Annotated in this window: 28 protein-coding genes; 19 read left to right on the forward strand and 9 right to left on the reverse strand. The window is 63.9% G+C overall.

Annotated features, from left to right (window positions below; all coding sequences use genetic code 11):
* The 7 genes from ACOZKU_RS16895 to ACOZKU_RS16925 form a co-directional block, all read left to right on the forward strand.
* On the forward strand, nucleotides 1–651 hold a 651-nt coding region (locus ACOZKU_RS16895; RefSeq protein ID WP_421579838.1), incomplete at its 5' end, for an electron transfer flavoprotein subunit beta/FixA family protein.
* A 27-nt stretch (nucleotides 652–678) separates the two neighbouring features.
* Nucleotides 679–1,608, forward strand: coding sequence for an electron transfer flavoprotein subunit alpha/FixB family protein (locus tag ACOZKU_RS16900; RefSeq protein ID WP_421579839.1), 930 nt, complete (start codon nucleotides 679–681; stop codon nucleotides 1,606–1,608).
* Nucleotides 1,609–1,743: 135 nt separating this feature from the next.
* Nucleotides 1,744–2,625 carry a 3-hydroxybutyryl-CoA dehydrogenase gene (locus ACOZKU_RS16905; RefSeq protein WP_314089522.1) on the forward strand — a complete coding sequence of 294 codons (882 nt, stop codon included), beginning with the start codon at nucleotides 1,744–1,746 and terminating at the stop codon, nucleotides 2,623–2,625.
* Between the two features lie 138 nt (nucleotides 2,626–2,763).
* Nucleotides 2,764–3,744, forward strand: a complete 981-nt coding sequence (cysP, locus tag ACOZKU_RS16910) for a thiosulfate ABC transporter substrate-binding protein CysP (protein WP_421579840.1) — start codon at nucleotides 2,764–2,766, stop codon at nucleotides 3,742–3,744.
* Nucleotides 3,745–3,819: 75 nt separating this feature from the next.
* Nucleotides 3,820–4,641, forward strand: coding sequence for a sulfate ABC transporter permease subunit CysT (gene cysT, locus ACOZKU_RS16915; RefSeq protein ID WP_421579841.1), 822 nt, complete (start codon nucleotides 3,820–3,822; stop codon nucleotides 4,639–4,641).
* Between the two features lie 2 nt (nucleotides 4,642–4,643).
* Nucleotides 4,644–5,540 (forward strand): sulfate ABC transporter permease subunit CysW, encoded by an 897-nt coding sequence (cysW, locus tag ACOZKU_RS16920; RefSeq protein ID WP_421579842.1) that lies wholly within the window; start codon nucleotides 4,644–4,646, stop codon nucleotides 5,538–5,540.
* The gene (locus ACOZKU_RS16925) at nucleotides 5,537–6,559 is read left to right on the forward strand and encodes a sulfate/molybdate ABC transporter ATP-binding protein (protein ID WP_421579843.1); all 1,023 of its coding nucleotides are present in this window, start codon (nucleotides 5,537–5,539) and stop codon (nucleotides 6,557–6,559) included. The genes cysW and ACOZKU_RS16925 overlap by 4 nt, the downstream gene beginning before the upstream one ends.
* 2 nt (nucleotides 6,560–6,561) lie before the next feature.
* Here the strand turns inward: ACOZKU_RS16925 and tlpA are convergent, their stop codons facing one another.
* On the reverse strand, nucleotides 6,562–7,242 hold the full coding sequence (gene tlpA, locus ACOZKU_RS16930) for a thiol:disulfide interchange protein TlpA (protein ID WP_421579844.1): 681 nt from the start codon (nucleotides 7,240–7,242) through the stop codon (nucleotides 6,562–6,564).
* Between the two features lie 35 nt (nucleotides 7,243–7,277).
* Here tlpA and argH point away from each other — a divergent pair, with 35 nt between their 5' ends.
* The 4 genes from argH (at nucleotide 7,278) to ACOZKU_RS16950 (ending at nucleotide 12,968) form a co-directional block, all read left to right on the forward strand.
* The gene (gene argH, locus ACOZKU_RS16935; RefSeq protein WP_421579845.1) at nucleotides 7,278–8,681 is read left to right on the forward strand and encodes an argininosuccinate lyase; all 1,404 of its coding nucleotides are present in this window, start codon (nucleotides 7,278–7,280) and stop codon (nucleotides 8,679–8,681) included.
* Nucleotides 8,682–8,778: 97 nt separating this feature from the next.
* Entirely contained in the window at nucleotides 8,779–8,967 is a 189-nt protein-coding gene (lptM, locus tag ACOZKU_RS16940) for an LPS translocon maturation chaperone LptM (protein ID WP_421579846.1), read from the forward strand.
* 13 nt (nucleotides 8,968–8,980) lie between these two features.
* A complete protein-coding gene (gene lysA, locus ACOZKU_RS16945; RefSeq protein WP_314089506.1) occupies nucleotides 8,981–10,249 on the forward strand; it encodes a diaminopimelate decarboxylase in 1,269 nt (422 codons plus the stop codon).
* Nucleotides 10,250–10,349: 100 nt separating this feature from the next.
* Nucleotides 10,350–12,968, forward strand: coding sequence for a TIGR02302 family protein (locus ACOZKU_RS16950; RefSeq protein WP_421579847.1), 2,619 nt, complete (start codon nucleotides 10,350–10,352; stop codon nucleotides 12,966–12,968).
* 30 nt (nucleotides 12,969–12,998) lie between these two features.
* Here the strand turns inward: ACOZKU_RS16950 and ACOZKU_RS16955 are convergent, their stop codons facing one another.
* From ACOZKU_RS16955 to ACOZKU_RS16965, 3 genes are all read right to left on the reverse strand, one after another.
* On the reverse strand, nucleotides 12,999–13,358 hold the full coding sequence (locus ACOZKU_RS16955; RefSeq protein WP_117371897.1) for a response regulator: 360 nt from the start codon (nucleotides 13,356–13,358) through the stop codon (nucleotides 12,999–13,001).
* 168 nt (nucleotides 13,359–13,526) lie between these two features.
* The gene (gene hpt / locus ACOZKU_RS16960) at nucleotides 13,527–14,072 is read right to left on the reverse strand and encodes a hypoxanthine phosphoribosyltransferase (RefSeq protein ID WP_117371898.1); all 546 of its coding nucleotides are present in this window, start codon (nucleotides 14,070–14,072) and stop codon (nucleotides 13,527–13,529) included.
* Between the two features lie 77 nt (nucleotides 14,073–14,149).
* Nucleotides 14,150–14,824 (reverse strand): hypothetical protein, encoded by a 675-nt coding sequence (locus ACOZKU_RS16965; protein WP_421579848.1) that lies wholly within the window; start codon nucleotides 14,822–14,824, stop codon nucleotides 14,150–14,152.
* A gap of 195 nt (nucleotides 14,825–15,019) precedes the next feature.
* Here ACOZKU_RS16965 and ftsE point away from each other — a divergent pair, with 195 nt between their 5' ends.
* From ftsE to ACOZKU_RS16985, 4 genes are all read left to right on the forward strand, one after another.
* Nucleotides 15,020–15,679 (forward strand): cell division ATP-binding protein FtsE, encoded by a 660-nt coding sequence (ftsE, locus tag ACOZKU_RS16970; protein ID WP_314089499.1) that lies wholly within the window; start codon nucleotides 15,020–15,022, stop codon nucleotides 15,677–15,679.
* Complete coding sequence (locus ACOZKU_RS16975) at nucleotides 15,672–16,679, forward strand: cell division protein FtsX (protein ID WP_421579849.1); 1,008 nt, start codon at nucleotides 15,672–15,674, stop codon at nucleotides 16,677–16,679. The genes ftsE and ACOZKU_RS16975 overlap by 8 nt, the downstream gene beginning before the upstream one ends.
* Nucleotides 16,680–16,749: 70 nt before the next feature.
* Nucleotides 16,750–17,463 carry a YdcF family protein gene (locus tag ACOZKU_RS16980; RefSeq protein WP_421579850.1) on the forward strand — a complete coding sequence of 238 codons (714 nt, stop codon included), beginning with the start codon at nucleotides 16,750–16,752 and terminating at the stop codon, nucleotides 17,461–17,463.
* A gap of 75 nt (nucleotides 17,464–17,538) precedes the next feature.
* Entirely contained in the window at nucleotides 17,539–18,327 is a 789-nt protein-coding gene (locus ACOZKU_RS16985; RefSeq protein WP_421579851.1) for a lysophospholipid acyltransferase family protein, read from the forward strand.
* On the opposite strand, the gene ACOZKU_RS16990 is transcribed toward ACOZKU_RS16985, so the two are convergent.
* Entirely contained in the window at nucleotides 18,328–18,879 is a 552-nt protein-coding gene (locus tag ACOZKU_RS16990; RefSeq protein ID WP_421579859.1) for a gamma-glutamylcyclotransferase, read from the reverse strand. It abuts the gene before it with no gap.
* An 85-nt stretch (nucleotides 18,880–18,964) separates the two neighbouring features.
* Between ACOZKU_RS16990 and ACOZKU_RS16995 the strand changes: the two genes are divergently transcribed.
* Nucleotides 18,965–19,972: a DUF2125 domain-containing protein gene (locus ACOZKU_RS16995; RefSeq protein ID WP_421579852.1), complete on the forward strand. Its 1,008-nt coding sequence runs from the start codon at nucleotides 18,965–18,967 to the stop codon at nucleotides 19,970–19,972.
* A gap of 63 nt (nucleotides 19,973–20,035) precedes the next feature.
* Here the strand turns inward: ACOZKU_RS16995 and ACOZKU_RS17000 are convergent, their stop codons facing one another.
* Entirely contained in the window at nucleotides 20,036–20,965 is a 930-nt protein-coding gene (locus ACOZKU_RS17000; RefSeq protein ID WP_314089490.1) for a prephenate/arogenate dehydrogenase family protein, read from the reverse strand.
* Nucleotides 20,966–21,029: 64 nt separating this feature from the next.
* Nucleotides 21,030–21,779, reverse strand: coding sequence for a class I SAM-dependent methyltransferase (locus tag ACOZKU_RS17005; protein WP_421579853.1), 750 nt, complete (start codon nucleotides 21,777–21,779; stop codon nucleotides 21,030–21,032).
* Nucleotides 21,780–21,869: 90 nt separating this feature from the next.
* Here ACOZKU_RS17005 and gloB point away from each other — a divergent pair, with 90 nt between their 5' ends.
* Nucleotides 21,870–22,640, forward strand: coding sequence for a hydroxyacylglutathione hydrolase (gloB, locus tag ACOZKU_RS17010; protein WP_421579854.1), 771 nt, complete (start codon nucleotides 21,870–21,872; stop codon nucleotides 22,638–22,640).
* A gap of 3 nt (nucleotides 22,641–22,643) precedes the next feature.
* On the opposite strand, the gene ACOZKU_RS17015 is transcribed toward gloB, so the two are convergent.
* Together ACOZKU_RS17015 and ACOZKU_RS17020 are read right to left on the reverse strand one after the other, a co-directional pair.
* Nucleotides 22,644–23,522 carry a DMT family transporter gene (locus ACOZKU_RS17015; protein ID WP_421579855.1) on the reverse strand — a complete coding sequence of 293 codons (879 nt, stop codon included), beginning with the start codon at nucleotides 23,520–23,522 and terminating at the stop codon, nucleotides 22,644–22,646.
* 38 nt (nucleotides 23,523–23,560) lie between these two features.
* Nucleotides 23,561–24,337, reverse strand: a complete 777-nt coding sequence (locus ACOZKU_RS17020) for a DUF3108 domain-containing protein (RefSeq protein ID WP_421579856.1) — start codon at nucleotides 24,335–24,337, stop codon at nucleotides 23,561–23,563.
* A 257-nt stretch (nucleotides 24,338–24,594) separates the two neighbouring features.
* Between ACOZKU_RS17020 and rpmB the strand changes: the two genes are divergently transcribed.
* Nucleotides 24,595–24,888 carry a 50S ribosomal protein L28 gene (gene rpmB, locus ACOZKU_RS17025; protein ID WP_314089476.1) on the forward strand — a complete coding sequence of 98 codons (294 nt, stop codon included), beginning with the start codon at nucleotides 24,595–24,597 and terminating at the stop codon, nucleotides 24,886–24,888.
* A 153-nt stretch (nucleotides 24,889–25,041) separates the two neighbouring features.
* Entirely contained in the window at nucleotides 25,042–25,680 is a 639-nt protein-coding gene (locus tag ACOZKU_RS17030) for a VUT family protein (protein ID WP_421579857.1), read from the forward strand.
* Nucleotides 25,681–25,721 lie beyond the last annotated feature (41 nt).

Here is a 25,721-nt window from a genome sequence, read left to right on the forward strand (position 1 = left end):
TCGATGAACCCGTTCGACGAGATTTCGGTGGAAGAGGCGCTGCGGCTGAAGGAAGCCGGCAAGGCCGAGGAAGTGGTCGTGGTGTCGATCGGTCCGGCGAAGGCCGAAGAAACGCTGCGCACCGCGCTCGCCATGGGTGCCGACCGCGCCGTGCTGGTCGAGACGGACGACGCCGTCGAGCCGCTGGCGGTCGCCAAGATCCTCAAGGGTGTTGCTGACGCCGAACAGCCGGGCCTCATCATCGTCGGCAAGCAGGCGATCGATGACGATTCCAACCAGACCGGCCAGATGCTGTCGGCGCTGCTCGGCTGGGCGCAGGCGACCTTCGCCTCCAAGGTAGAGATCGGTTCCGGTTCCGCCCAGGTGACGCGCGAAGTCGACGGCGGTCTCCAGACCATCGAGGTGAAGCTTCCGGCCGTCGTCACGACGGACCTTCGCTTGAATGAGCCGCGCTATGCCTCGCTGCCGAACATCATGAAGGCGAAGAAGAAGCCGCTCGACAAGAAGTCGCCGGCCGATTTCGGCGTCGATACGAGCCCGCGCCTGAAGGTGCTGAAGACCGAGGAGCCGTCGGGCCGCAAGGCGGGCGTCAAGGTCAAGTCGGTCGCCGAGCTGGTCGAAAAGCTCAAGACCGAAGCCGGCGTGCTTTGATCCGGAAGATTTGAGGAGATTACGAACATGGCCATTCTTCTTCTGGCAGACCACGACAATGTTAGCCTTTCCGACCAGACCGCCAAGGCGCTGACGGCAGCTGCGAAGATCGGTTCGGACGTGCATGTGCTCGTCGCCGGCTCCGGCGCCAAGGCCGCGGCCGATGCGGCTGCAAAGCTCTCGGGCGTCTCCAAGGTGCTGCTCGCCGACGATGCGAGCCTCGGCAACAACCTCGCCGAACCGCTGGCGGCACTCATCGTGTCGCTGGCCGGCAATTACGATGCCATCGTCTCGGCGGCGACCTCGGTCGGCAAGAACGTTTTGCCGCGCGTTGCCGCCCTGCTCGATGTCGCGCAGGTCTCGGAGATCGTCGAGGTCGTCAGTGCCGACACGTTCAAGCGTCCGATCTATGCGGGCAATGCCATCCAGACGGTTCAGTCCACCGACGCCAAGAAGGTGATCACCGTGCGCACGGCGTCCTTCGCCGCTGCCGGCGAGGGCGGAAACGCGTCCGTCGAGACGATCGCGGCCGCAGCGAACCCGGGCCTCTCGACCCACGTCAAGGATGCACTGTCCTCCTCCGACCGTCCGGAGCTTACCTCTGCCAAGATCATCATCTCGGGCGGCCGCGCGCTGGGCTCGTCGGAAAAGTTCCAGGAGGTCATCCTGCCGGTCGCCGACAAGCTGGGTGCCGCCGTCGGTGCCTCCCGCGCGGCCGTCGATGCGGGCTATGCGCCGAACGACTGGCAGGTCGGGCAGACGGGCAAGGTGGTCGCGCCGCAGCTCTATATCGCCTGCGGCATCTCGGGTGCGATCCAGCATCTGGCCGGCATGAAGGACAGTAAGGTGATCGTTGCGATCAACAAGGACGAGGAAGCACCGATCTTCCAGGTCGCCGACTACGGCCTCGTCGCGGACCTCTTCGAAGCCCTGCCGGAATTGCAGAAGGCGCTTTGAGCCTGACCTAAGGTCGGGGCTTGTGCGACGATGATTTCACTGGAAAAAGTCGTCGCGTGCCTTTATCACTTCACCGGGCCGGCCTGACCGGCCCGGTGTTTTTTTGCCTGCGCTGCGGGCGCAAAGAATGGGGCCATGGGCGCTATGATCAAGAACGTCGGTATTGTGGGTGCGGGCCAGATGGGGTGCGGGATCGCGCATGTCGCGGCCGTCGCCGGCTACAAGGTCCATATCTACGATCTGTCGCCCGAGCGCATCGAGACCGGCCTTGCCACGATCAACGGCAATTTCGCCCGCCAGGTTTCCTCCGGCAAGATGACCGAGGACGAGCGCAAGAAGGCGATGGCGCTGATCAAGGGCTCCGCCGACATCAACGATCTCTCCGACGCCGACCTCGTCATCGAAGCGGCCACGGAAGACGAGACCGTCAAGCGCAAGATCTATGCGCAGGTCTGTTCCGTGCTGAAGCCGGAGGCGATCCTCGCCACCAACACGTCGTCGCTTTCCATCACCCGCCTTGCCTCCGCCACCGACCGGCCGGAGCGCTTCATGGGCATTCATTTCATGAACCCGGTTCCGGTCATGAAGCTGGTGGAGCTCGTGCGCGGTATCGCGACCGAGGAAAAGACCTTCGCGGCCGCCAAGGAATTCGTCACGGCGCTCGACAAGACGATCACCGTCGCCGAGGATTTCCCGGCCTTCATCGTCAACCGCATCCTGCTGCCGATGATCAACGAGGCGATCTACACGCTTTACGAAGGTGTCGGCTCGGTGGATGCCATCGATACCGCGATGAAGCTCGGCGCCAACCACCCGATGGGTCCGTTGCAGCTTGCCGATTTCATCGGGCTGGATACCTGCCTGTCCATCATGCAGGTGTTGCATGACGGCCTGGCCGATTCGAAGTATCGTCCGTGCCCGCTCCTGGTGAAATATGTCGAGGCCGGCTGGCTCGGCCGCAAGTCCGGCCGCGGTTTCTACGACTATCGCGGCGACGTTCCGGTTCCGACCCGCTAACTCGACCCGATTCCTCGTCTAAAGCCTTTTGCGGAAAAATGTTTCGCCTGTCGCCGGTGTGGCGGCAGGTCATGCCTCGGATGGTGTTGATCCCGCCGCTATTGTCTGGCCGAATTCAATTTCATTCGGGGATTTCAGATGAAACGTTTGCTCCTTCTCGGCGTGGCCCTTCTCGGCCTGGCCGCTCCCGCCGCACATGCCGCCGACAAGCTTCTGAACGCTTCCTATGACGTCGCGCGCGAACTGTTTGCGGCCGAGAACGAGGCGTTCGTGAAGGCGCATCCCGGCGTCACCATCGACCAGTCGCATGGCGGTACGTCCAAGCAGGCGCGCGCTATCGTCGAAGGCCTCGAGGCCGACGTCGTGACCTTCAACCAGGTCACCGACATCGATTTCCTCGTGAAGAACGGTTTCGTCACCCAGGGCTGGCAGCAGAAGTTCCCGAACAATGCCTCACCGTTCTACTCCTTCCCGTCCTTCCTCGTTCGCGCCGGCAATCCGAAGAACATCAAGGACTGGTCTGATCTGGCCCGCGACGATGTAAAGGTCATCTTCCCGAACCCCAAAACCTCGGGCAATGCGCGCTACACCTATCTGGCCGCCACGGCCTATGCCAAGGAAGCCTTCAAGAACGATCCGGCCAAGGTCGAGGCCTTCATCACGAAGATCTTCGACAACGTGCCGGTCTTCGACACCGGCGGCCGCGCGGCGACGACGACCTTCGTCGAGCGCGAGATCGGCGACGTGATCATCACCTTCGAAGCCGAGACTAAGGCGATCGCCAAGCAGTATGGCGAGGACAAGTTCCAGAGCGTCGTGCCCTCGGTCTCGCTGCTCGCCGAATTCCCGGTCGCCATCGTCGACAAGGTGGCGGATGCCCATGGCAGCCGTGACCTGGCAAAGTCCTATCTCGATTTCCTCTATGCGCCCGAGGGTCAGAAGATCGCCGCCGAATTCGGCCACCGCGTGCATGACGAGAAGGTCGCCGCCGAGTTCAAGGATCAGTTCCCGGAGATCCGCCTGGTGAATGTCGACGACGTTTTCGGCGGCTGGAAGAAGATTTCCGAGGAGCATTTCGCCGAAGGCGGCACGCTGGACAAGATCTACGGCAGCCGTTGATCTCTCGACATCGTTGTTCCGACAACCGGCGGGCCAAAGCCCGCCGGTTGTTTCCATGAGAAAGGAAGCCGTGTCTTGAGACGGCGTGTACTGCCTGGATTGCCGCTCGCGCTCGGCATCACCCTCGTCTATGTGGCCATCATCGTGGTGCTGCCGCTGGCTGCGCTCGTGTTCAAGGCGGCAAGCCTCGGGCCGGAGGATTACTGGCGCATCGTCTCCTCGGACCGCGCCGTCGCCAGCTACCGGGTGACGGTGGTCTGCGCGCTCGTCGCGACGGTGTTCAACCTGTTCTTCGGCATGGCGCTCGCCTGGGTTCTGGTGCGCTACAGCTTTCCCGGCCGCCGCCTCGTCGATGCGCTGGTCGATCTGCCCTTCGCCCTGCCGACGGCCGTCGCGGGCATTGCGCTGACGACGCTCTTTGCCGCCAACGGCTGGTTCGGCGGGCCGCTGTCACTCATCGGCATCAAGGTCGCCTATACGCCGCTCGGCATCATGGTCGCCATGAGCTTCACCAGTATCCCCTTCATCGTGCGCACGGTGCAGCCGGTGCTGGAAGAGCTCGATCCGGCGCTGGAGGAGGCGGGGCAGACGCTGGGCGCCAGCGATCTCTCGATCTTTTTCGGCGTCATCCTGCCGCTTCTGACGCCGGCGCTTCTGGCCGGCGTGTCGCTGTCCTTCGCGCGCAGCCTCGGCGAATTCGGCGCGATCATCTTCATCGCCGGCAACCAGCCGTTCTCGACGGAGATCACCGCGCTGCTCGCCTTCATCCGGCTTGAGGAATACGATTATCCGGCCTCAGCCGCGATTGCCTCCGTCATGCTGCTGACGGCCTTCGTCATGCTCGCCATTACCAATCTCATGCAGGCCCGCGCCCTGCGCTATACGGCGAGGGGCTGATCATGGCGCATCAGGGCAAGGGCAAACCGCCGCGCGTCGGCGACAACAAGATCTTCCGCCGCGTGCTGCTGACCATCGTCCTCCTGCTCGTCGGGCTGATGATCGTCGCGCCGCTCGTCGTCATCGGGGTCGAGGCCTTTTCCAAGGGTGTCGTTTATTTCGGCGCGTCGATCGCACATCCGGATACCCGCCACGCGATCATGCTGACGGTCGTCACCGCGCTGATCGCCGTGCCCATCAACACGGCCTTCGGCGTTGCTGCAGCCTGGGCGATCACCAAACATGATTTTTGGGGCAAGCGGCTGCTCACCGTGATCATCGAGATCCCCTTCTCGGTCTCGCCCATCGTCGCGGGTGTCTCCTATCTCTTCGTCTATGGCTTGCAGGGCCTGTTCGGCCATGCGCTCCAGGCGGCGGAGATCAAGATCCTCTTTGCCTTGCCGGGCATCGTGCTTGCCAGCATGTTCGTGACGGCGCCCTTCGTGGCGCGCGAGCTGATCCCGCTGATGCAGGCGCAGGGGCGCGATCTGGAGGAAGCGGCGACGTCGCTCGGCGCCAGCGGCTGGCGCACCTTCTTCTCCGTCACGCTTCCGAACATCAAATGGGCGATGCTCTATGGCGTCGTTCTGTGCAATTCGCGCGTGATGGGCGAGTTCGGCGCGGTTTCCGTCGTCTCGGGCAATATCCGCGGGCAGACGAACACGCTGCCGCTGCATATCGAGCTGCTCTATCACGATTACAACGCGGCCGGTTCCTTTGCCGCCGCATCCATTCTCGCCGGCCTCGCCATCGTCACGCTCATCGCCAAGGTGGCACTGGAGCGGCAGGGTGCGGGCCGCGTCCAGCGCCCCTCCGCTCTTGCGGGCGCCGACAGCATCACTCCGGAGGTAAGCCCTTGAAAATCCGCCTCGACAACGTCGTCAAGGAATTCGAGACCTTCCGCGCCGTGCACGGCGTCTCGCTCGATATTGAGAGCGGCGAGTTGGTCGCGCTGCTCGGCCCCTCCGGTTCCGGCAAGACGACCATCCTGCGCATGGTCGCCGGTCTTGAATATGCCGATGGCGGCGCGATCTATTTCGGCGCGGAGAATGCGACGGATATCCCGGTGCGCGACCGCGGTGTCGGCTTCGTCTTCCAGCATTACGCACTCTTCCCGCATATGACCGTCGGCGAGAACATTGCCTTCGGCATGAAGGTCTCCAAGGTGAAGCGCTCGCCGCAGGCGATTGCCGAACGGGTCAAGGAACTCTTGGATCTCGTGCAGCTGAGCGGCCTCAAGGACCGTTTCCCCGGCCAGATTTCCGGCGGCCAGCGCCAGCGTGTGGCGCTTGCCCGTGCGCTTGCCGTCGATCCGCGCGTGCTGTTGCTCGACGAGCCTTTTGGCGCGCTTGATGCGAATGTCCGGCGCGACCTGCGCCGCTGGCTGCGAAAGATCCATGACGAGCTTGGCATCACCACGCTCTTCGTCACGCACGACCAGGAGGAGGCGCTCGATCTTGCCGACCGCGTCGTCATCCTCAACAAGGGCCGGATCGTGCAGCAGGGCACGCCGGAGGCGGTGTGCCGCAACCCGGCCGATGCCTTCGTGATGAACTTTTTGGGCGACGCCAACCGGCTGGACGCGGATATCCGTGGCGGCAAGGCCTATGTCGAGGACGTCGCCTTCGAGGCTGACGGTATTGCCGATGGCGGCGGACAGATCCTGTTCCGCCCGGCCGACGTGACCTGGCGCGAGGACGGGCAGGGCATTGCGGCGAAGATCGTGCGGGTCATCGACCGGCCGGATTCGCGCCGCGTGCTGGCGATGACCGTGAGCGGCCAGCCGGTGGAATTCGATACCGCGCCGGAATTCCCGCATCGCAAGGGCGAGGCGGGTTTCCTCCAGATCCGCCGGCCCCGGGTCTATGCGGCGGCGTGAGATCAGCTCTTCGGGCTTGCCAGTGCCGCGTTGATCAGCGCCTTGGCGTCCTCGCTGTCCCAGGCGGCGGGGCCGTTCATGGCGGAGATCAGGCAACCCTTGTCGTCCATCAGCAGCGTGACGGGTAGGCCGAAGGCGAGGCCTTCCTTCTTCAGCGTGTTGAAGACGCCCATCGAGGCATCGCGGTAGTAGCCGAGATCGTGCACCTTGGTTTCGTCGAGGAAGGTTTTGGGTTTCTCGTCATCACCGGTGTCGATGTTGATGGCGACCACCTCGAATTTATCGGAGCCGAGGTCCTTCTGCAGTGCGTTGAGCGCCGGCATTTCCTCGCGGCAGGGTACGCACCACGTCGCCCAGAGATTGACGAGCAGGGTCTTGCCGGCGAAATCGGCGATCGTCTTCTTCTTGCCGTCGGGACCGTCGAAGACGAGATCGGGCAGCGCCCGGTGTTCATCGACCGTGCGCATGGCGGCGACCTGGCCCTTCGAGAAGGGCGTGATGGCCTCGGCCTTGGCGGCGGCGAGCGGGCAGGCGGCGGGATCAGCCGATGCGACGGCGCCCGTGGCATTGCCAGACAGGCTCTCCTTCACGTATATCGCAGCACCACCGGCGAGAAGTCCGGCAAGGCCGGCAATGGCGATGAGCTTTCCTGCCGGCAGGCCGAGGGTCTTCTTCACTGACATTTCATTCTCCAGGACACTTTTCCAGGCAGGCACCCATGGCAGACGGCACTTCCGAGACGAAATCCTCGAACCAGATGTGGGGCGGCCGCTTCGCCTCGGGACCGGATGCAATCATGGAGGAGATAAATGCCTCCATCGGCTTCGACAAGAAGCTTTATGCCCAGGACATCCGCGGCTCAAAGGCGCATGCCGAAATGCTCGCCCATCAGGGCATCATTTCGGCCGAGGATAAGGAAAAGATCGTTCACGGTCTCGACACGATCCTGTCAGAGATCGAAAGCGGCAATTTCGAATTCTCGCGCAAGCTCGAAGACATTCATATGAATGTCGAGGCGCGGCTTGCCACGCTGATCGGCCCCGCCGCCGGCCGCCTGCACACCGCCCGCTCGCGCAACGACCAGGTGGCGCTCGATTTCCGCCTGTGGGTCAAGGAAGAGCTGCAGAAGACCGAGAAGGCGCTGACCGGCCTGATATCAGCCTTCCTCGACCGCGCGGAAGAGCATGCCGAAACCGTCATGCCCGGCTTCACCCATCTCCAGACGGCGCAGCCCGTCACTTTCGGCCATCATTGCATGGCCTATGTCGAAATGTTCGGCCGTGACCGCCAGCGCGTGCGCCACGCCATCGAGCATCTCGACGAAAGCCCGATCGGCGCGGCGGCCCTTGCCGGCACCGGCTACGCCATCGACCGTCACATGACGGCCAAGGCACTTGGCTTCCGCGAGCCGACCCGCAATTCCATCGATACGGTTTCCGACCGCGACTTCGCGCTGGAATTCCTGTCGATTGCCGCCATCGCCTCGGTCCACCTGTCGCGCCTGGCGGAGGAAATCGTCATCTGGTCTACGCCGCAGTTCGGCTTCATCCGCCTGTCGGACGCCTTCTCGACCGGCTCGTCCATCATGCCGCAGAAGAAGAATCCCGATGCCGCCGAGCTGGTGCGCGCCAAGACCGGCCGCATCAACGGTTCGCTGATCGCGCTTCTAACCGTCATGAAGGGCCTGCCGCTCGCCTATTCCAAGGACATGCAGGAAGACAAGGAACAGGTCTTCGACGCCGCCGAAAGCCTGGAACTCGCTATTGCCGCGATGACCGGCATGGTGCGCGACATGACCATCCGTACCGACAGGATGAAGGCTGCGGCCGGTTCCGGCTATTCCACCGCCACCGACCTTGCCGACTGGCTGGTGCGCGAGGCGGGCCTGCCCTTCCGTGACGCCCACCATGTCACCGGCCGCGCCGTAGCACTCGCCGAAAGCAAGGGCTGCGACCTTGCCGAGCTTACGCTGGACGAGCTTCAGGCGATCCATGCGGCGATCACCGCAGACATTTTCAACGTGTTGACGGTCGAGGCTTCGGTCGCCAGCCGCAAGAGCTATGGCGGCACGGCGCCGTCGGAGGTCAGGAAGCAGATCGCCTGGTGGCGGCAGCGCAACTGATCAAAGGGCTTGCAGGACTCATCATTAGATTAAGGGTGCACAAGGGCGGGCGAATTCGCTAAGGATTAGGCCCACCGGCAATTCCAGGGAACGTTTCATGACACTCAGCGATATCGGCAGGCTGGCTCTTGTGCTCGGCCTTTCCGCGGCGGTGCTGACCGCTTGCGGCCGCAAGGGCGATCTCGACCTGCCGGGTGGCGCCAAGCCGGTCTTCAAGACGAATGCCGAAGGCAAGAAGGTCGAGCAGGTCGAAGACAAGCCCTTCGTTCTCGATCCCCTTCTTTGAAAGATCAGCAACCGTGAACCATTTCGAGCATCGTGACGGCATTCTCCATGCGGAGGACGTGCCGGTTCCTGAAATCGCCAAGGCGGTCGGCACGCCCTTCTACGTCTATTCGACGGCCACGCTGGAGCGCCATTACAAGGTCTTCTCCAAGGCCTTCGACGGTGTCGATGCCATGGTCTGCTATGCGATGAAGGCGAATTCTAACCAGGCGGTCTTGAAGACGCTGGCGAAGCTCGGCGCCGGCATCGACGTCGTCTCGGAAGGCGAATTGCGCCGGGCGCTCGCCGCCGGCGTGCCTGCCTCGCGCATCATGTTCTCCGGCGTCGGCAAGACGCCGCGCGAGATGGATCTGGCGCTGGAAGCCGGCATCTATTGCTTCAATGTCGAATCCGAGCCGGAGCTGGAGGTGCTGAACGCCCGCGCCGTGAAGGCCGGCAAGGTCGCGCACGTTTCCTTCCGCATCAATCCCGATGTCGACGCCCGCACCCATGCCAAGATTTCGACGGGCAAGAAGGAAAACAAGTTCGGCATTTCCTGGGAGCGCGCCCGCACCGTCTATGCCCGCGCCGCCAGCCTACCGGGCATCCAGGTCACCGGTATCGACATGCACATCGGCAGCCAGATCACCGAGCTGCAGCCCTTCGAGGATGCTTTCAAGCTGCTCCGCGAACTGGTCGATACGCTGCGCGCCGATGGCCATACGATCGATCATGTCGATGTCGGCGGCGGTCTCGGCATTCCCTACAAGACGGACAACACGCCGCCGCCCTTGCCGGACGCCTATGCCGAGATCGTCAAGAACCAGCTCAAGGGCCTGAACTGCAAGATCGTCACGGAGCCCGGCCGGCTGATCGTCGGCAATGCCGGCATCCTCGTCACTGAGGTGATCTATGTGAAGGATGGCGGTGAGAAGACCTTCGTCATCGTCGATGCTGCGATGAACGACCTCATCCGCCCCACGCTCTACGAAGCGTGGCACGAGGTACAGCCGGTCGTCATCTCGGCGGCGAACGCGCCGCGCATCCGCGCCGATGTCGTCGGCCCGGTCTGCGAGACGGGCGATTATCTGGCGCAGGATCGCGAGATGACGCAGCCGAAGCCGGGCGATCTCATCGCGGTCGGTTCGGCGGGCGCCTATGGCGCGGTGCAGGCCGGCACCTACAACAGCCGTCTGCTGATCCCGGAGGTGCTGGTCAACGGCGCGGAATTCCATGTCGTTCGCCCGCGTCTTTCCTACGACGAGCTGATCGGCCTCGATTCGATCCCGGCCTGGCTTGCCTGACAAACCTGTGGCGCGCGGTCACGATTTTGCGCGCGCCCTCGTCTTCGCCACAAAGCGTGTTATCCTTCAGGCCGTGACAACATGCGGAGAGCGGTAAACGATGGCGATTGAAAAGCAGCGCAAGGCGGGGGCAGGCGGCAATCCGCTGGCACGCCGGCTTGCGGGCAAACGCCTTGCCGCCCAGACCGTTCTTTATCTGGAAGCATTCGCCCCGCGGCTCCTGCCGATCCTGCTGCTCGTGGCCGGTTTCCTCGCGCTGACCTGGTTCGGCTATTTCCGCTACGTGCCGGCCTGGCTGCATATCGCGACGCTTGTCGCTTTTGCGCTCGGCCTCGTCGCGCTTCTCTTGCGGCTGCGCGGTCTTGTCTGGCCCTCAACCGACAATGCCTACCGCATGCTGGAGACGCGCAATGCGCTCGCCCATCAGGCGATCCGCGTGCAGAACGACCGGCCGGCGGGCGGCGATGCCTTTGCCGAAGCGCTGTGGCGCGAGCATCAGGCTCGTATGGCGCGGCTCGTCAGTTCGCTGCATATCGGTGCGCCCGAGCCTGACATCGCGCGTTACGACCGCCATGCGCTGCGCGCCATTCCGGTGCTCCTCGTCGTCATCGCCTTCGCCTTCTCCTATTCCAATCGCGGCGGCCTGCTGACCGATGTCGTGTCCTTCCGCGCGCCGGCTGAATCGGCGCCGAATGTGCGGATCGATGCCTGGGTGACGCCGCCGGCGCATACGTCGCGCGCGCCGGTCTTCCTGACCGGCAACGGGCAGGGCGTTGCGGACGAGCCGGCCAAGGGCGAAATCCGCATACCGCAGTTCAGCGAACTCACCGTGCGCGTGACGGGTGGCGGCAACGAGGCGGTTGGCTATCAGGTCACGGGCGAGAAGGACGTGACGGCAATCCGCCCCGACGAAGACAAGCCGAAGGACGAGAAGGCCGGCGATACCAAGAGCCCGCAGAAGGCCGATGTCGCGGCGGTGGCCGGCGCCAAGACCATGCACTACAAGATATTGAAGGACGGCACGCTCACGGTCGGTGACCGGACCTGGACCTTCGGCGTCATTCCGGACCGCGTGCCGGAGATCGCCTTCGACGGCATTCCGAAGAAGACGGTCGCCGCCGCGCTCGAAATCAGCTTCATCGCCAAGGACGATTACGGGCTTCAGGAAGCGAGAGCCGAAATCGTGCCGGTCGAGGAAGCGAAGGACGCGCGTCCGCTCTATCCGCTGCCGGAATACCGTCTCGACCTGCCGCGCCGAAGCGCGCGCGAGGCCAAGGGCACGACGAGCCGCAATCTTTCCGAACACCCGCTCTCCGGCAAGCGCGTCAAGATCACGCTGGTCGCCAAGGATGCGGCGGGGCAGGAGGGGCGCAGCCAGCCGGTCGAGATGATCCTGCCGGCCAAGACCTTCTTCGAGCGGCTCGCCGCCGCCGTTGCCGAACAGCGGCAGGTTTTTGCGCTCGATGCGAACCAGCTGCCGTTTGCCATCGCGCTCAACGAGGCGCTGACGATCCGTCCGGAAGAGACGATCCCGAATCTCACGCACTATCTGCTCATCCAATCGGCCGCTGCGCGCATGAAGCTTGCCCGCACCGACGACCAGATGCGCGAGACGGCGGACTATCTCTGGGAGATCGCGCTCGGCATCGAGGACGGCAATCTTTCGCTCGCCGACCGTCGCCTGCGCGAGGCGCAGAAGGCGCTGTCGGAAGCACTGGAGCGAAATGCCTCGGACGAGGAGATCGCCGGCCTGATGAAGGAACTGCGTGAGGCGATGCAGGCCTATATGCAGGAGCTTGCCAAGCAGGCGGCCAAGAACGGCCAGATGCAGCAGAATGCCCAGCAGCAGGGCCAGGTGCTGCGCCAGCAGGATCTGCAGCGCATGATGGACCAGATCGAGAATCTGGCCCGCTCCGGCGCCAAGGATCAGGCGCAGCAAATGCTGTCCGAACTCCAGCGCATGATGAACAATCTGCAGGCCGGCCGTCCGCAACAGGGGCAGCAAGGGCAGCAGAACGATGCCATGCGCCAGCAGATGGACAAGCTCGGCCAGCTGATGCAGCAGCAGCAGAAGCTGATGGAAGAGACGTTCAAACTCGATCAGGCGCTGCGTGACCGACAGCAGCGCGGTGATCCGATGCCGGGCGAAGAGGGTGAGAAGCAGCAACAACCGGGCGACAATGGCGCCGGCCAGCCTTCGACAGACCAGATGACCGCCGAACAGTTGCAGCAGGCACTGAAGAACCTGAAGGCGCAGCAGGATGGGCTCGGCAAGCAGCTTGGCGAGGTCCAGAAGGGCCTGAAGGATATGGGCCTCGATCCGGGCGAAGGTTTCGGCAAGGCTGGGCGCGAGATGAAGGGCGCCTCCGAAGCGCTCGGTGACGGTCAGGGCGAACCCGCCGTCGGCAGCCAGGGCCGGGCGCTGGAAGCGTTGCGCCAGGGCGCGCAGAGCATGATGAGTCAGATGCAGGCGATGGGCGAGGGCCAGGGACCGGGCGAAGGCATGCCGCAGGCCGGCCGCAATGGCCGAGACCCGCTTGGCCGCGAGCGCAACGTCAATGGCCAAGGCCCCGATTTCGGCGGGCCGACGAAGATCCCCGAGGAAATCGACATCCAGCGTGCCCGCGAAATTCTCGACGAGATTCGTCGCCGGCTCGGTACCGGCACGTCACCGGGCTTCGAGCGGGATTATCTGGAGCGGCTGCTCGGCATTCGCTGAGGGCCGCCGCGTCCTATATCTATCGAAGGATCAGGCGGCGAGCGCCAAGGCGACGGCGCGGCGGATATCCGGCAGGCTGAAGGGTTTGCTGACGACATCGACGATCTTCTGCGAGAGGTCGTCGGCACGTTCGCGCTGGTCGGCATAGCCGGTCATCAGCAGGATCTTCAGCGCCGGGTGGGCGGCGGATGCCTTGTGGGCGAGCTCGATGCCATCCATGACGGGCATACGGATATCGGAAAGCAGCAGGTCGAAGCCGCCGTCGGTGAGGGCATCGAGGCCGGCCGCGCCATCCGGCGCCTCGACGGTCTCATGGCCATCCAGCCTGAGCGCGCGTGCCACGAAGATACGCAGCGAATCCTCGTCTTCGGTGATCAGAATCTTCGCCATCGGTTCCCCTTCGGCCGTCCATCCGGCCCGTGTCCCGTGTGCATCGCAGGATGCACGCCATCAAAGTGCAACGCTGCGAAGCGGTTCATTCCGGCGCAGCGGCTTCGATGAAAAGACCAGACTTTCCTTGTCGATCGGTAAACGGCCGATAGGGGAAATTGGAGGCGCTTACTCCGCGTCGCCCGTCACGACGCCGACGAAGGGCAGTTCACGGAAGGCATAGGCGACGTCCATGCCGTAGCCGACGACGAAATGGTCGGGGCACTCGAAGCCGACATAATCGGCCTCGAGATCGGTCTTGCGCTTCTCGCGCTTGTCGAGCAGCACAGCGATGGTGACGTTGCGCGCACCGCGCTCGTACATCAGTTCCTTGGCGTAGCTCAGCGTGCGGCCGGATTCGAGGATGTCGTCGATCAGCAGGATATCGCGGCCATGCACGTCGCTGTCGATGTCCTTGATGACCTTGACGCCCTGCGAGACCGTGCCGGTGCCGTAGCTGGAGAGCGTGATGAACTCGACTTCCGGCGCAAGGCCTGCGGCGTGCAGGGCGCGCGTCAGGTCGGCGGCGAAGATGAAGGAGCCCTTGAGGACGGCGATGACCAGGAGGTCGCTTGTCGGGCCGGCGGCGATCTGCGCGGCGAGCTCTTCGTTGCGCTTGGCGATCTGCCCGGCGTCATAAAGCGTTTCGATCTTCTTTCCGCGGACAATCTGCATCGCGAGGCGGCTCCTTGGTGGCGCAGGGGCTCAGCGGGCCGCAATCTGCGCAGAAACAAAGGTGCCGCTTAGCACAGTCAGTCGACCGGCGCACCCTCGCCAGCAAGCGAAACCGAGACTTTCGGCACTTTTCCGCCGCCATGCGGTATGCGTAGCGCAAAGTGTTCGCTGGCGCCGGGGGCAAGCGTGCCCGTTTCCAGCGCCACGCGGCGATGCACCGGCGCGCCGGCGCCCTCCAGGACGATATCGACCGCCGGCACGGCCTGCGCCGTCTCGGTGCCGTTGTGGAGGCGGCCATAGACGGCCAACACCTTCATGCCGTTGCGATCGTCGATGGTGGTGATGACGTCGGTGATGCGAAGGGTGGCTTCGGGGCTGCTGGCCGGCAGCGCCGCACGCAAGGCCGTCAAGCCGCCGGCATAGGCGAAGACGAAAATGAAGAGCGTGGCGACGAGGCCGGCAAAGGCGCGGCCGGAAAGCAGCTGTAGGCCTGCCTCGCAAAGCCGCGTGCCCGTCGTGGCGATTTGCAACAGCACGTGTTGCGCGAGAATGGGTTCCCGCGCCGTGCGTTGCGGACGGACATTGTCATTGGAGGTGCGGGCGGTGGCACTGCGGATCACCACGAAATCGGCATCGACCACTTCAAGCCGTGCGGGCGCGCGGCGCGCGTGTTTTTCCACCGGCGTCTTCGGTTCGGGTGGCAGGAGGTCGATCCGGCCCTTCGCCTCGCGTTTTGCTCTGAAGGCGTTCATCGCGAACTCCCCGCTTCCCGTTTCCGCGCAAAATCAGGGGCGAAAAGTCGGGCATTGAATGAAATCCTTACGAAACGTAAACCATACTGGTTAATGCTTCGGAAACCTGACCGTGAAAGAGCCGCTTTCCTCTGCGACATCCGCTAGGATGGCGCCATGCGCTCAGGTGAACGCTCTTAGAAACCGGATTGACCCTTGATTCACTTCGAAAATGTCGGACTGCGCTACGGGATGGGGCCGGAAATCCTCCGCGACCTGACCTTCGATATTCCGCGCCGGTCCTTCCAGTTCCTGACCGGCCCATCGGGTGCCGGCAAGACGACGCTGCTGCGCCTGCTCTTCCTGTCGCTGCAGCCGACGCGCGGCATCATCCGCAGCTTCGATCGGGAGGTCTCCACCATTCCGCGCGACGAGTTGCCCATGCTGCGCCGGCGCATCGGCATCGTCTTCCAGGATTTCCGGCTGCTCGACCATCTGACGACCTACGAGAACGTCGCTCTGCCACTGCGTGTGCGCGGCAAGGAGGAATCGAGCTACAAGGCCGATGTGCTGGAGCTTCTGAAATGGGTCGGCCTCGGCGAGCGAATCAATGTGCTGCCGCCGGTGCTCTCCGGCGGGGAAAAGCAGCGTGCGGCGATCGCGCGTGCCCTCATCGACCGGCCGGAGCTGCTTCTTGCCGACGAACCGACCGGCAATGTCGATCCGCCGATGGCGCAGCGCCTGCTCAGCCTGTTTCTCGAGCTCAACCGGCTCGGTACGGCCGTCGTCATCGCCACCCACGATCTTTCGCTGATGGATCAGGTGGAGGCGCGGCGCATGATCCTCTCGCAGGGGCGGCTCGACATCTATGACTGACGCCCCCCGCGAGACCGCTCACGAAGGCCAAGCCGCCCGCCGGCCGGAAATGAAGGTGCGCCCGACGGCGCCCATCGTTCCGCCCTCGAACGTTTCCGGCAATGCGCTGATGGCCGTCATCGCCATCATGGCGTTCCTCGCCTGCCTCACCTTCGGTGCCGTCAGCATGGTGCGCGCCACGGCGGCGAGCTGGCAGAGCCAGATTTCCCGCGAGGTCACCATCCAGATCAAGCCGGACGACGATCTCGACATGGAGCAGGCGCTGAAGGATGTTCGCGATCTGGCGCTCACCTTCTCCGGCACGCGCGACGGCACGATCGTCGATCGTGAGGCTACGGCCCGGTTGCTCGAACCCTGGCTCGGCGCCGGGCTCAACCTCGACGAACTGCCGGTGCCGCGCCTCGTCATCGTCACCATCGATGAACAGAGCCCGCCGGATTTTACGGCGATGCGCAAGGCGCTGACGGCCAAGGTGCCGCAGGCTTTCCTCGACGATCACCGCACCTGGGTCGACCGTCTCGTCGCCATGGCGCGCACGACGGCCTTCATAGGCACGGGCGTGCTGGTTCTCGTCTTCTCGGCCATGGTGCTGACCGTGGTCTTTGCGACGCGTGGTGCCCTGTCGGGCAATCGCCACATCGTCGAGGTGCTGCATTTCGTCGGCGCGGAAGCCGGCTTCGTCGCTTCGGAGTTCCAGAAGCACTTTCTCAAGATCAGCCTCAAGGGTTCGGTCGCCGGCGGGGCATTGGCGGCACTGTTCTTTGCCGTCGCGGGTTTCTGGCAGGGGCGTTCGATAGCCACACCGCAGAGCGACCAGGCGACCGCGCTGTTCGGCTCCTTTTCCATGGGGCTGACAGGCTATCTCGGCATCGCCGCGACCATCGTCGTCATCGCGCTTCTCACCACGCTGACGGCCCGCTTCACCGTCATGCGAACGATCCACGAGATCGACCAGATCCGCTCCGATCCGTCGCGCACCGATCAGCTGCCAGACACATGACCTGCCGCAGCCGAACCATCGCCGCGAAACGGGCTCGCCGTTGCCGCAATCGGATTCTATGGACGCTGTCATGAGCGGGTTGGAACGGGCAAAGACGGGGCCGTCGGACGGCACCCGGCCACAGGCGGGCGGGCGGCGGCGCAAGAGCCCCATCCGCATCGCCGTGCGCGTGCTGCTAGCCTTGTTCATTCTCGGCGCTGCCGTTCTCCTGGCCGGCTTCCTGCATTTTGCCGAAACGGTCGCCGCACTCGAAGCGCCGCGGGATCCGAAAGCCGATGCCATTGTCGTGCTGACCGGCGGCTACCAGCGGATCGACCACGCGATCGGCCTTCTGAAGCGCGGTGCCGGCGAGCGGCTGCTGATTTCGGGCGTGAATCCCACGACGAGCGGCAACCAGCTGCGCAAGCTCACGCAAAGCTCGTCGACCCTCTTCGAATGCTGCGTCGATATCGGCTACGACGCCGTGGATACGATCGGCAATGCCAACGAGACGGCACGCTGGATCAACGATCACCGTTTCCGGCGCGTGCTCGTCGTCACCAACAATTACCACATGCCGCGCAGCCTGCTGGAACTGGAGGTCAGTGATCCCCAGACCGAGTTCATCGCCTATCCGGTCGTCAATACGGATCTGAGAAATGGCAACTGGTTGCGCCAGCCGGGCGTCGTGAAGGCCATGCTGTCGGAATATCTGAAATACACGCTGGCGCGTGTGCGCGCCATGGCGGGCGCCCGCAGCTGGTCGGGTCTCAGGGGCGACCTGGCGGGCATGTCGGGCGGCTGAGTTCCTCCGACGGGAGTTTCCCCGACCGGCAATATCGTGTAGGCGGAAAAGACCGTTCCGCAGACAGGCCGCCCGATGATCGCTTTCCGCTCCGTGCTCTTCAACACCCTCTTCTACATGAACCTCATCGGACAGATGATCATCATGACGCCGGCCTATTTCCTGCTGCCGCGCAAGAAGGCCTTCGTCATCGCCAAGAACTGGGCACGCAGCAACCATTGGCTCTTTGCCAAGATCGTCGGCACGACCTTCGAAGTCGAGGGCCTGGAGAACATCCCCAAGGGGGCCTATATCTTCGCGCCGAAGCACCAGTCCTTCTGGGATGCCTATGCGCCGCTGCCCTGGCTTGACGATCCCCTCTATATCCTGAAGCGGGAACTGACGTGGATTCCGCTGTTCGGGCTCTATCTGAAAAAACAGCGTATGGTGCCGGTCGATCGTGGCGCGCGCGGCAAGGCCATGGCCGCCATGATGGCGCGCACCAAGGCCGAGATGAGCACCGGGCGCCAGCTCATCATCTATCCCGAAGGCACGCGCCGCCCGCCGGGGGCCGCTCCGGAGTACAAATACGGTATCGCCCGCCTTTACCGCGACCTCAAGGTGCCAGTCGTGCCCGTCGTGATGCATCCCGGCCTGTTCTGGCCGCGGCGCACGACGATGCGCTATCCCGGCCATTTCAAGGTGCAGATCCTGCCGGCGATCCAGCCCGGCATGGAGCCGGATGCCTTCCTCGCCCATCTCATCGACGTCGTGGAAACCGCAAGCGACCGCCTGCTGGTGGAGACCGTCGAGGCGAACCCAACGCTGCCGCTGCCGCCCACCGCTGTGGCGCGCCTGGCGGAGCTGAAGGCTCGGACGGCCTGATCAGGCCGTCGCGCGGTCGGTGAGCATATCCGCCTTGCGGCCGACATCCTCCAGCCAATGGTCGCGAATCCCCATTTCACGCAGATGCGCCAGCGTGTTGCGTACATAGTCGATGTTATGGCCGGATTTGCCGGCCGCGGAACTAACGGTCGCAGCGGCCTCCTCGACCGTGATGGAGCCGGCGAACTGGTGATGGGCGCGGTCGCAGATATAGGCGAGGGTCGTGACGCGCCGCCCGTCGCCGAGCGTCGCCGGCAGGCTGCGCTCCTTGTAGACATGGGTCACCAGTTCGCGCTCGCGCAGATAGTCGGTCACGGCGTCCCGGTTTTCCGGCGCGACGCGGAAGGCCACCCCACGGCAGGAGCCGCCGCGATCGAGGCCCAGTACGAGGCCAGGTTTCTCCTCGGTGCCGCGATGCACCCAGGAGCGCACGCAGAGCGACCGACGGAAGCCGAAGAGATGGGCAGGCTGTCGTTCCTCGAATTCGAATCCCGGATTCCACATCAGCGATCCGTAGCCGAACACCCAGAATTCGTTCATATCCACCGTCACAAGCATCAACTCTCTAAAAGCCGCCGCAATTGCCAGCTTTGTCGCGCAAGCGGGCAAATCACATCCGTCACCATTGGAGAACATCATGGCATCGTCAAGCCGCACGGATGCTTCCGGCATCACGCGCAAAATGATCCGGCTCGCCGTTGCCGTTATTGTCGTCCTGGCGCTCTATACGGGCGGGTGGTTCTATGCCGCAAGCTGGGTGAAGACGACGCTCGACCGGGAGCTTGCCGCCTCCGGACAGGGCCTGCATTCGGCCTCGTGCAGCCATCTCGACGTGCGCGGCTTCCCGTTCCGCATCGGCCTGTTCTGCGATTCGGTCGCCTTCGACGATCGGGCGACCGGCCTGTCGGCGACGTTCGGCGCCCTGCGGTCGGCCGCTCAGGTCTACCGGCCGGGGCATGCGGTTCTGGAGTTGGACGGCCCCGCACAGGTGCGCATTACGCCCGATCTGGTCTTCGATGCGGACTGGGACCTGCTCCATGCCAGCGCCACGGCCTGGACTGACGGTCTCGACCGCGCCTCCGTCGCCTATGACGGGCTGAAGGGCAGGCTGAACGTGCCTTCCGAGGGTATTTCGCTCGGTATTGCCGCCACCCATGGGGAAAAGCACATTCGCCAGTCCGGTGCGGCACTCGATGTCGCCGCCTCGTTCGATGCGCTCTCGCTCGATCTCGGCGATCGCGTCCTGCCGCCGCTCGATGTCGCGCTCGACATGACGATCGCCGACGCCGCCCGGTGGATTTCCGCCGAAGGACCGCCGGCCGACGCGCCGCTGGGCGCAAGTGCGGAGCTGCGCCGGCTGTCGCTCGATCTGGGCGACGGCAAGGTGATGACGCTGTCCGGCCCGCTGAAGGTCGGCGATAACGGGTATCTTTCCGGCACGCTCGATCTCGACATCGCAGGCATCACGGTCTGGCGGGACCGGATTTCCGAAGCCTTCCCCGAAATCGCCGAGACGGCGGCGCAGGTGGCGCAGGCCATCGAGGGCCTGTCAAAGGGCAACGACCGGGCGGTGGTAAAGCTCAAGGTCGAGGATGGGACGGTTTATCTCGGGCTCTTCCCGATCGCCTTCATCCCGCCCTTCTGAACTGGTCCTTTGGTTTTTCGTAATTCCGGCCGCAAAACCGCTGCGCACTTTTACTGAAATTGCTCAGCTCGTTTTGTCTTCGACCGGACGGCCGAAGTTCGGTGCCGCCGTATCCTGGCCGGCATCGATGATCGAACGGCGGATGGCGCGGGTGCGCGTGAAGAGGTCGAAGAGCTTTTCACCGTCACCCCAGCGGATGGCACGCTGCAGATAGGCGAGGTCCTCGGAAAAGCGTGAGAGCATTTCGAGGATGGCATCCTTGTTATGCAGGCAGACGTCGCGCCACATGGTCGGGTCGGAGGCGGCCAGGCGCGTGAAATCGCGGAAACCCGAGGCCGAATATTTGATGACCTCGGATTCTGTCACCGTCTCAAGATCGTCGGCCGTGCCGACGATGTTGTAGGCGATGATATGCGGGAGGTGCGAGACGATGGCCAGCACCTTGTCGTGGTGCTCCGTATCCATCTCGTCGACCTTCGAGCCGAGCGCCTCCCAGAAGGCGGCGAGCTTGCGCTTGGCGTCCTTGTCCGTGCCGTGAACGGGGGTGAGGATGCACCAGCGGCCTTGGAAGAGCTCGGCAAAGCCCGCATCGGGGCCGGAATGCTCCGTGCCGGCGAGCGGGTGGCCGGGAATGAAATGCACGCCCTTCGGGATATGCGGCAGCATCTGTGCCACGACGGAGGCCTTGGTGGAGCCGACATCGGTGACGATGGCGCCCGGCTTCAGGTGGGGCGCGATCTCTTCCGCCACCTTGCCCGAGGCGCCGACCGGCACCGAGACGATGACGAGATCCGCACCTTCGACGGCCTTGCCGGCATCGTGCACATAGTCGGTGCCGAGTTCCAGTTGCTGCGCACGGTCCAGCGTCTCCTGACTGCGGCTGGAAATCGTAACGGTCTTGGCGAGGCCCTTCGCCTTGACGGCACGCGCGATGGACGAGCCGATGAGGCCGATGCCGATCAATGTGATCTTGTCGAAATGTCCATCCGTCATGCGTCTTCTTCCCTTGCCGTGGTTCCGTCCGCTCTAGCGGGCAGGCCCGGCTTTGTCGAGGGGATCAGCGTTTTGCGCGGTCGCGCGTCGTCGGCACACCCTGCGGGGCGAGTACCGGCACGAAGACCCGGCGCGAGGCGCGGGCGGCGACGGGCAGGCCCTGATAGAGCCGCTTCTGGGCCTCCACGACGATGACGCCCGAAAACATCGGCCAGAGCATACGCCCCATCTTCTCGAAGACGCCACGCAGTTTCAGCACGCTGCGCAGTTTGGACGGCGGAAAGAACAGCGCCTCGGCGCTGGCGCCGGGCGTAAAATTGGTCTCGCGCAGCAGGGCCGTCAGCTGGCCGCGCGAATAGGGCCGGCCCGAGCCGAAAGGCGTGTGCTCCATGCGGGCCCAGACGCCGCGCCGGTTTGGCACGACGATGACGAGCCGCCCGCCGGGCGCCAGCACGCGCCACAATTCCTTCATCGTCTCGCGCGGGTTTTCGGCGAATTCCAGCGAATGCACCATCAGCACGCGGTCGACCGACGCATCCGGCAAGGGCAGTTCTTCGTCGAAGACTAGCGCCGTCGAGGACAGTTCCGACGGCGGCCAGTTTACCGCGCCCTGGCCGGCCGGCATGAAGGCGAAGGTGCGCTCGGTATCGGCGCGGAAGCGCTCGAGATAGGGCACGGCATAACCCAGCCCGACCAGCCGCTCGTCCGGCAGGCGCGCCCAGAGCGAGGCCAGCGCCATGGAGATCGAGTGATCGGCGAGGCGGCCGAGCGGGGAATGGTAGAATTCGCGGAGGTCGACGATGTCTGCATGCATGGAAAAGATGTTAGCGATGGCCCGGTGGACTTCAAGGTCGATTGCCGTACATTCGCGCCAAACCCGAACGCCTTATGCGAGGACCAAGCCATGACCCCTTTGGAAATCGACCTCTTTGCCTGCCGCAGCGATAATTTCGGCGTGCTGCTGCACGATCCGGTCTCCGGTGCGACCGCAAGCATCGACGCACCGGAAGAGGGCGCCATTCTCGATGCGCTGGAACGCCGCGGCTGGACGCTCAGCCATATCCTGACCACCCATCATCACAACGACCATGTCGAGGCCAATCTGGCGCTGAAGCAGCGCTTCGGTGCCGAGATCATCGGCCCGGCCCGCGAGGCGCAGCGTATTCCCGGCATCGATCGCAAGGTCGATGGCGGCGACGTATTCGAATTCGCCGGCCGGCGCGTGGAGGTCATTCTGACGCCGGGCCATACGCTCGGCCATATCTGCCTCCATTTGCCGGAAGAGAGGCTGCTCTTTGCCGCCGACACGCTGTTTGCGCTCGGCTGCGGCCGGCTGTTCGAGGGCACGCCGGCGCAGATGTGGGATGCCTTGAGCCGCCTGGCAAAGCTGCCGGATGATACGGTAGTCTATTTCGGGCACGAATATACGCTGTCCAACGCCCGCTTTGCCCTGACGGTCGATCCTGATAATGCCGCTCTGGCAAGCCGCGTCGCCGAAATCGAGAAGCAGCGGGCGGCCGGGACCTTTACCGCGCCGACGACGATCGGCCTTGAAAAGGCGACCAACCCCTTCTTGCGCGCCGCCGATCCCGCAATCCGCCGCCATCTCGGCATGGAGGCCGCAAGCGACGCGGAGGTCTTTGCCGAAATCCGGGCGCGGAAAGACCGTTTCTGAGGTTCAGGCGGTCACGGCGCGTCTGCGAAGGATCATGTCCTTGGCGGCGAGCACCGCGCCGCCGGTGACGAGCAGGCAGGCGAAGCCGATGCTCCAGGACGGCTCGGCAAAGCCGCTGAGGATCAGCACCAGCGTCGAGAGCAGCGGGGCGGCATAGCTTGCGGCCCCGAGGATCTGGATGTCGCCGTTCTTCACGCCGAAATCCCAGACATAGAAGGCAGCCCCCACCGGCAGCAGGCCGAGGCCGGCGACGGCGAGCCATTCGAAGCCCGTCTGCGGCCAGACGGTCGTTTCCAGCATCAGATGGCAGAGGAGCGAGAGCAGGGAGGTGGCGAGGCAGAAGCCGGTCACGACATCCGTCGAGGCGGCCTCGAAGCGCCGCGTGGCGAGCGAATAGCCGGCCCAGGTGAAGGCGCAGAGGAAGGCCGCGCCGTAGCCGATGAGATAGGCGCTGTCGAAATCAAAACCGTTGCGGCCGACGATGAGCGCGGTGCCGCCAAGGCCGAGCAAGGTGCCGACCACGTGGTTCCATTTCAGCCTCTCGCCGGGCAAAAGCGCCGAGCCGGTGACGATGAGCAGCGGCCAGAGATAGGCGATCAAGCTCGCCTCGACGGCCGGCGCGTTGCGCAGCGCGGTGAAATAGAGGAAGTGATAGCCGAACAAGCCGAGAATGCCGGTAAGCCAGACTTTTGCCGGCTGCTTCAGCTTGGCGATGCGCTCGGGCCGGGCCGCCAGCACGAAAAGGCCGGGCAGGCTGCCGATCAGGAAACAGATGGCCGAAAGCTGGAACGGCGGCATCTTTCCGGAGGCGGCGGTGAAGAGGGCGAGCAGCGCCCACATGAGGATCGCCGTAAAGCCGATCAGGGTTGCACGCGTCTTCAAGGCCGGTCACTCCAAGGGGCGGACCCCGTGGGGCAATGTCATTCGCCGAAGCGCGTGGCCGAGACGGTGACAGGGCCGAGCGAGGTCGGAATCTTCACATAGACGGGAGCATATACATTTGCTCCGTCGGCCTTGGCAAACCAGATTTCCATCGTGCTCAGCTTGCGCAGATATTCCACGTCGTCGCGGCCTTTTTTATAGCCCGATTTCGGAATGAAGCGCAGGCCACACACCACAGCATCACCCTGAAAGCCCTTGGTGGAAAAGGGTCTCGTGCCCTTGGAGCTGAGCTTGAGGTCCATGCGGGATTCACCGTCGAAGATCGGCAGCGTCTTGGGGCAGACGCGGCCGCTGGCGGGAATGATGAGGCCGGAGATCGGGTCGAGCACCGCGCGCATGTCGGCCTTGGAAACGGCAACCCAGTTCTTCGGCTTCTTGCGCGGCGGCGTCATGCTGGCGGTGACGACGTTGCCGTTTCGGAAGGTCACGTCGATGGCGCGGCCGCGCTTGCCGCTCTTGTAGTCGACGGAATAGCTGGTGGCATGCAGCCGGCCATGGCTGACGACGCCGGAGACCGACGTCGAGCCACGCGTGCTGGAAAAGATATCGGCGAGGCCCGCGGATTGCATGCTGCCGGAAATCTTGTAGCGGTCGCCGTTGAACTGCGAGCGGAAGGTGGCCGTCGCGACCGGCAGGCCGGAAAGGCGGATGCTGTAATCCGTGCGATGCTCGATTTCGGCCGAGGCGGCGGGTGTTGCGCTTGCTACAGAGAGAAGCGACAGGGCCGCCCCAGCAATCCAACTCTGCCCGTTCATCCTGACGACTCCCATTGAGACGCTCCGCCTAATCGGCCAATGCGGCGATTCTACGCCGCGGCCCAATCCTGATATCGTTGCTATTGCCTGCAAATCATGGCTTTTGGCAACTGAATTCAGACTGAACGGCAGGTTTGGCTTGACGTCGCTGGTGAGTGTGACTATAGAACCGCGACTTCTCAAAAAGGCCAGATGGACTGCGGCCGGTTTCGGTGCCGGAAACGTATTGTCCAGAACCAAGAAAAAATAGGTGTACCATGTCCCGTAGTTGCGAATTGACCGGCAAGGGCGTCCAGTCGGGCAACAATGTGAGCCACGCAAACAACAAGACGAAGCGCCGGTTCCTGCCGAACCTGTGCAGTGTCACGCTGATTTCCGATGCCCTCGGCCAGCGTTTCCGTCTTCGCGTTTCCGCTGCTGCTCTGCGTACCGTCGAGCACCGCGGTGGTCTCGATGCCTTCCTCCTGAAGGCTGAAGAAAACGAACTGTCGATGCGCGCTCGTCTGCTGCGCCGCCAGATCGCCAAGAAGACCGCTGCTGCTGCCGCCTGATTTCAGGCCTTAAGCCAGATCGTTTTCATTGAGGCTTGACCGGGTTCCGGGCAGGCCTCAATGCTTTGCGCTGACATCACGCAATTTCGGGCGAGGCATCGTTTCAAAATTGTCCAGAGCACTCCAACTGGTGGCATCACCCAGGATAAAAAAATGCTAGCGAACCGCATTACCCTTCTTTACGTCCTCCTGATGACGGCCGTCGTCGTCGCCTCCAACGTGCTGGTGCAGTACCCGCTTTCGGGCACGCTGCTCGGCATCAATCTCGGCGACCTCCTGACCTATGGTGCTTTCACCTATCCGGTCGCCTTCCTCATCACCGACCTCACCAACCGCCAGTTCGGCCCGCGCATCGCGCGTCGCGTCGTTGCCGCCGGTTTCCTGGTCGCCGTGGTCTTCTCCTTCGCCGTCGCCTCGCCGCGCATCGCCATCGCCTCCGGTTCGGCCTTCCTGTTCGGCCAGTTGCTGGATATCTCGGTCTTCAACCAGCTTCGGCGGCAGACCTGGTGGCGCGCGCCGCTCTTCGCCTCACTGTTCGGCTCGGTGCTGGATACGCTGATCTTCTTCTCCTTCGCTTTCGCACCGGTCTTTTCGGTCTTCGGCCCGAACGATGCGTTTGCGATCGAATGGGCGCCGATCCTCGGTGTTCTGACCGCCGAGGCCCCGCGCTGGATTTCCTGGGCGCTCGGTGATTTCAGCGTGAAGGTACTGGTCGGCATCGTCATGCTGCTGCCTTATGGTGCGCTGATGAGCAAGCTGAAGCCCATGCCGGGCATCGAAAAGCCGGCTTGAGCGGCGGGCCTTTTCCACACCCACCGTCGTCATCCTCGGGC

This window comes from Shinella sp. M31 (assembly GCF_049199205.1).
Lineage (GTDB): Bacteria > Pseudomonadota > Alphaproteobacteria > Rhizobiales > Rhizobiaceae > Shinella.

Excerpts from the sequence above, each read along its gene's own strand:
- ACOZKU_RS16900 (WP_421579839.1), top strand. The coding sequence starts at position 679 with ATGGCCATTCTTCTTCTGGCAGACCACGACAATGTTAGCCTTTCCGAC.
- ACOZKU_RS16905 (WP_314089522.1), top strand. The coding sequence starts at position 1,744 with ATGGGCGCTATGATCAAGAACGTCGGTATTGTGGGTGCGGGCCAGATG.
- cysP (WP_421579840.1), top strand. The coding sequence starts at position 2,764 with ATGAAACGTTTGCTCCTTCTCGGCGTGGCCCTTCTCGGCCTGGCCGCT.
- cysW (WP_421579842.1), top strand. The coding sequence starts at position 4,644 with ATGGCGCATCAGGGCAAGGGCAAACCGCCGCGCGTCGGCGACAACAAG.
- tlpA (WP_421579844.1), bottom strand. The coding sequence starts at position 7,242 with ATGTCAGTGAAGAAGACCCTCGGCCTGCCGGCAGGAAAGCTCATCGCC.
- argH (WP_421579845.1), top strand. The coding sequence starts at position 7,278 with ATGGCAGACGGCACTTCCGAGACGAAATCCTCGAACCAGATGTGGGGC.
- lptM (WP_421579846.1), top strand. The coding sequence starts at position 8,779 with ATGACACTCAGCGATATCGGCAGGCTGGCTCTTGTGCTCGGCCTTTCC.
- ACOZKU_RS16950 (WP_421579847.1), top strand. The coding sequence starts at position 10,350 with ATGGCGATTGAAAAGCAGCGCAAGGCGGGGGCAGGCGGCAATCCGCTG.
- ACOZKU_RS16955 (WP_117371897.1), bottom strand. The coding sequence starts at position 13,358 with ATGGCGAAGATTCTGATCACCGAAGACGAGGATTCGCTGCGTATCTTC.
- hpt (WP_117371898.1), bottom strand. The coding sequence starts at position 14,072 with ATGCAGATTGTCCGCGGAAAGAAGATCGAAACGCTTTATGACGCCGGG.
- ACOZKU_RS16965 (WP_421579848.1), bottom strand. The coding sequence starts at position 14,824 with ATGAACGCCTTCAGAGCAAAACGCGAGGCGAAGGGCCGGATCGACCTC.
- ACOZKU_RS16975 (WP_421579849.1), top strand. The coding sequence starts at position 15,672 with ATGACTGACGCCCCCCGCGAGACCGCTCACGAAGGCCAAGCCGCCCGC.
- ACOZKU_RS16980 (WP_421579850.1), top strand. The coding sequence starts at position 16,750 with ATGAGCGGGTTGGAACGGGCAAAGACGGGGCCGTCGGACGGCACCCGG.
- ACOZKU_RS16985 (WP_421579851.1), top strand. The coding sequence starts at position 17,539 with ATGATCGCTTTCCGCTCCGTGCTCTTCAACACCCTCTTCTACATGAAC.
- ACOZKU_RS16995 (WP_421579852.1), top strand. The coding sequence starts at position 18,965 with ATGGCATCGTCAAGCCGCACGGATGCTTCCGGCATCACGCGCAAAATG.
- ACOZKU_RS17000 (WP_314089490.1), bottom strand. The coding sequence starts at position 20,965 with ATGACGGATGGACATTTCGACAAGATCACATTGATCGGCATCGGCCTC.
- ACOZKU_RS17005 (WP_421579853.1), bottom strand. The coding sequence starts at position 21,779 with ATGCATGCAGACATCGTCGACCTCCGCGAATTCTACCATTCCCCGCTC.
- gloB (WP_421579854.1), top strand. The coding sequence starts at position 21,870 with ATGACCCCTTTGGAAATCGACCTCTTTGCCTGCCGCAGCGATAATTTC.
- ACOZKU_RS17020 (WP_421579856.1), bottom strand. The coding sequence starts at position 24,337 with ATGAACGGGCAGAGTTGGATTGCTGGGGCGGCCCTGTCGCTTCTCTCT.
- rpmB (WP_314089476.1), top strand. The coding sequence starts at position 24,595 with ATGTCCCGTAGTTGCGAATTGACCGGCAAGGGCGTCCAGTCGGGCAAC.
- ACOZKU_RS17030 (WP_421579857.1), top strand. The coding sequence starts at position 25,042 with ATGCTAGCGAACCGCATTACCCTTCTTTACGTCCTCCTGATGACGGCC.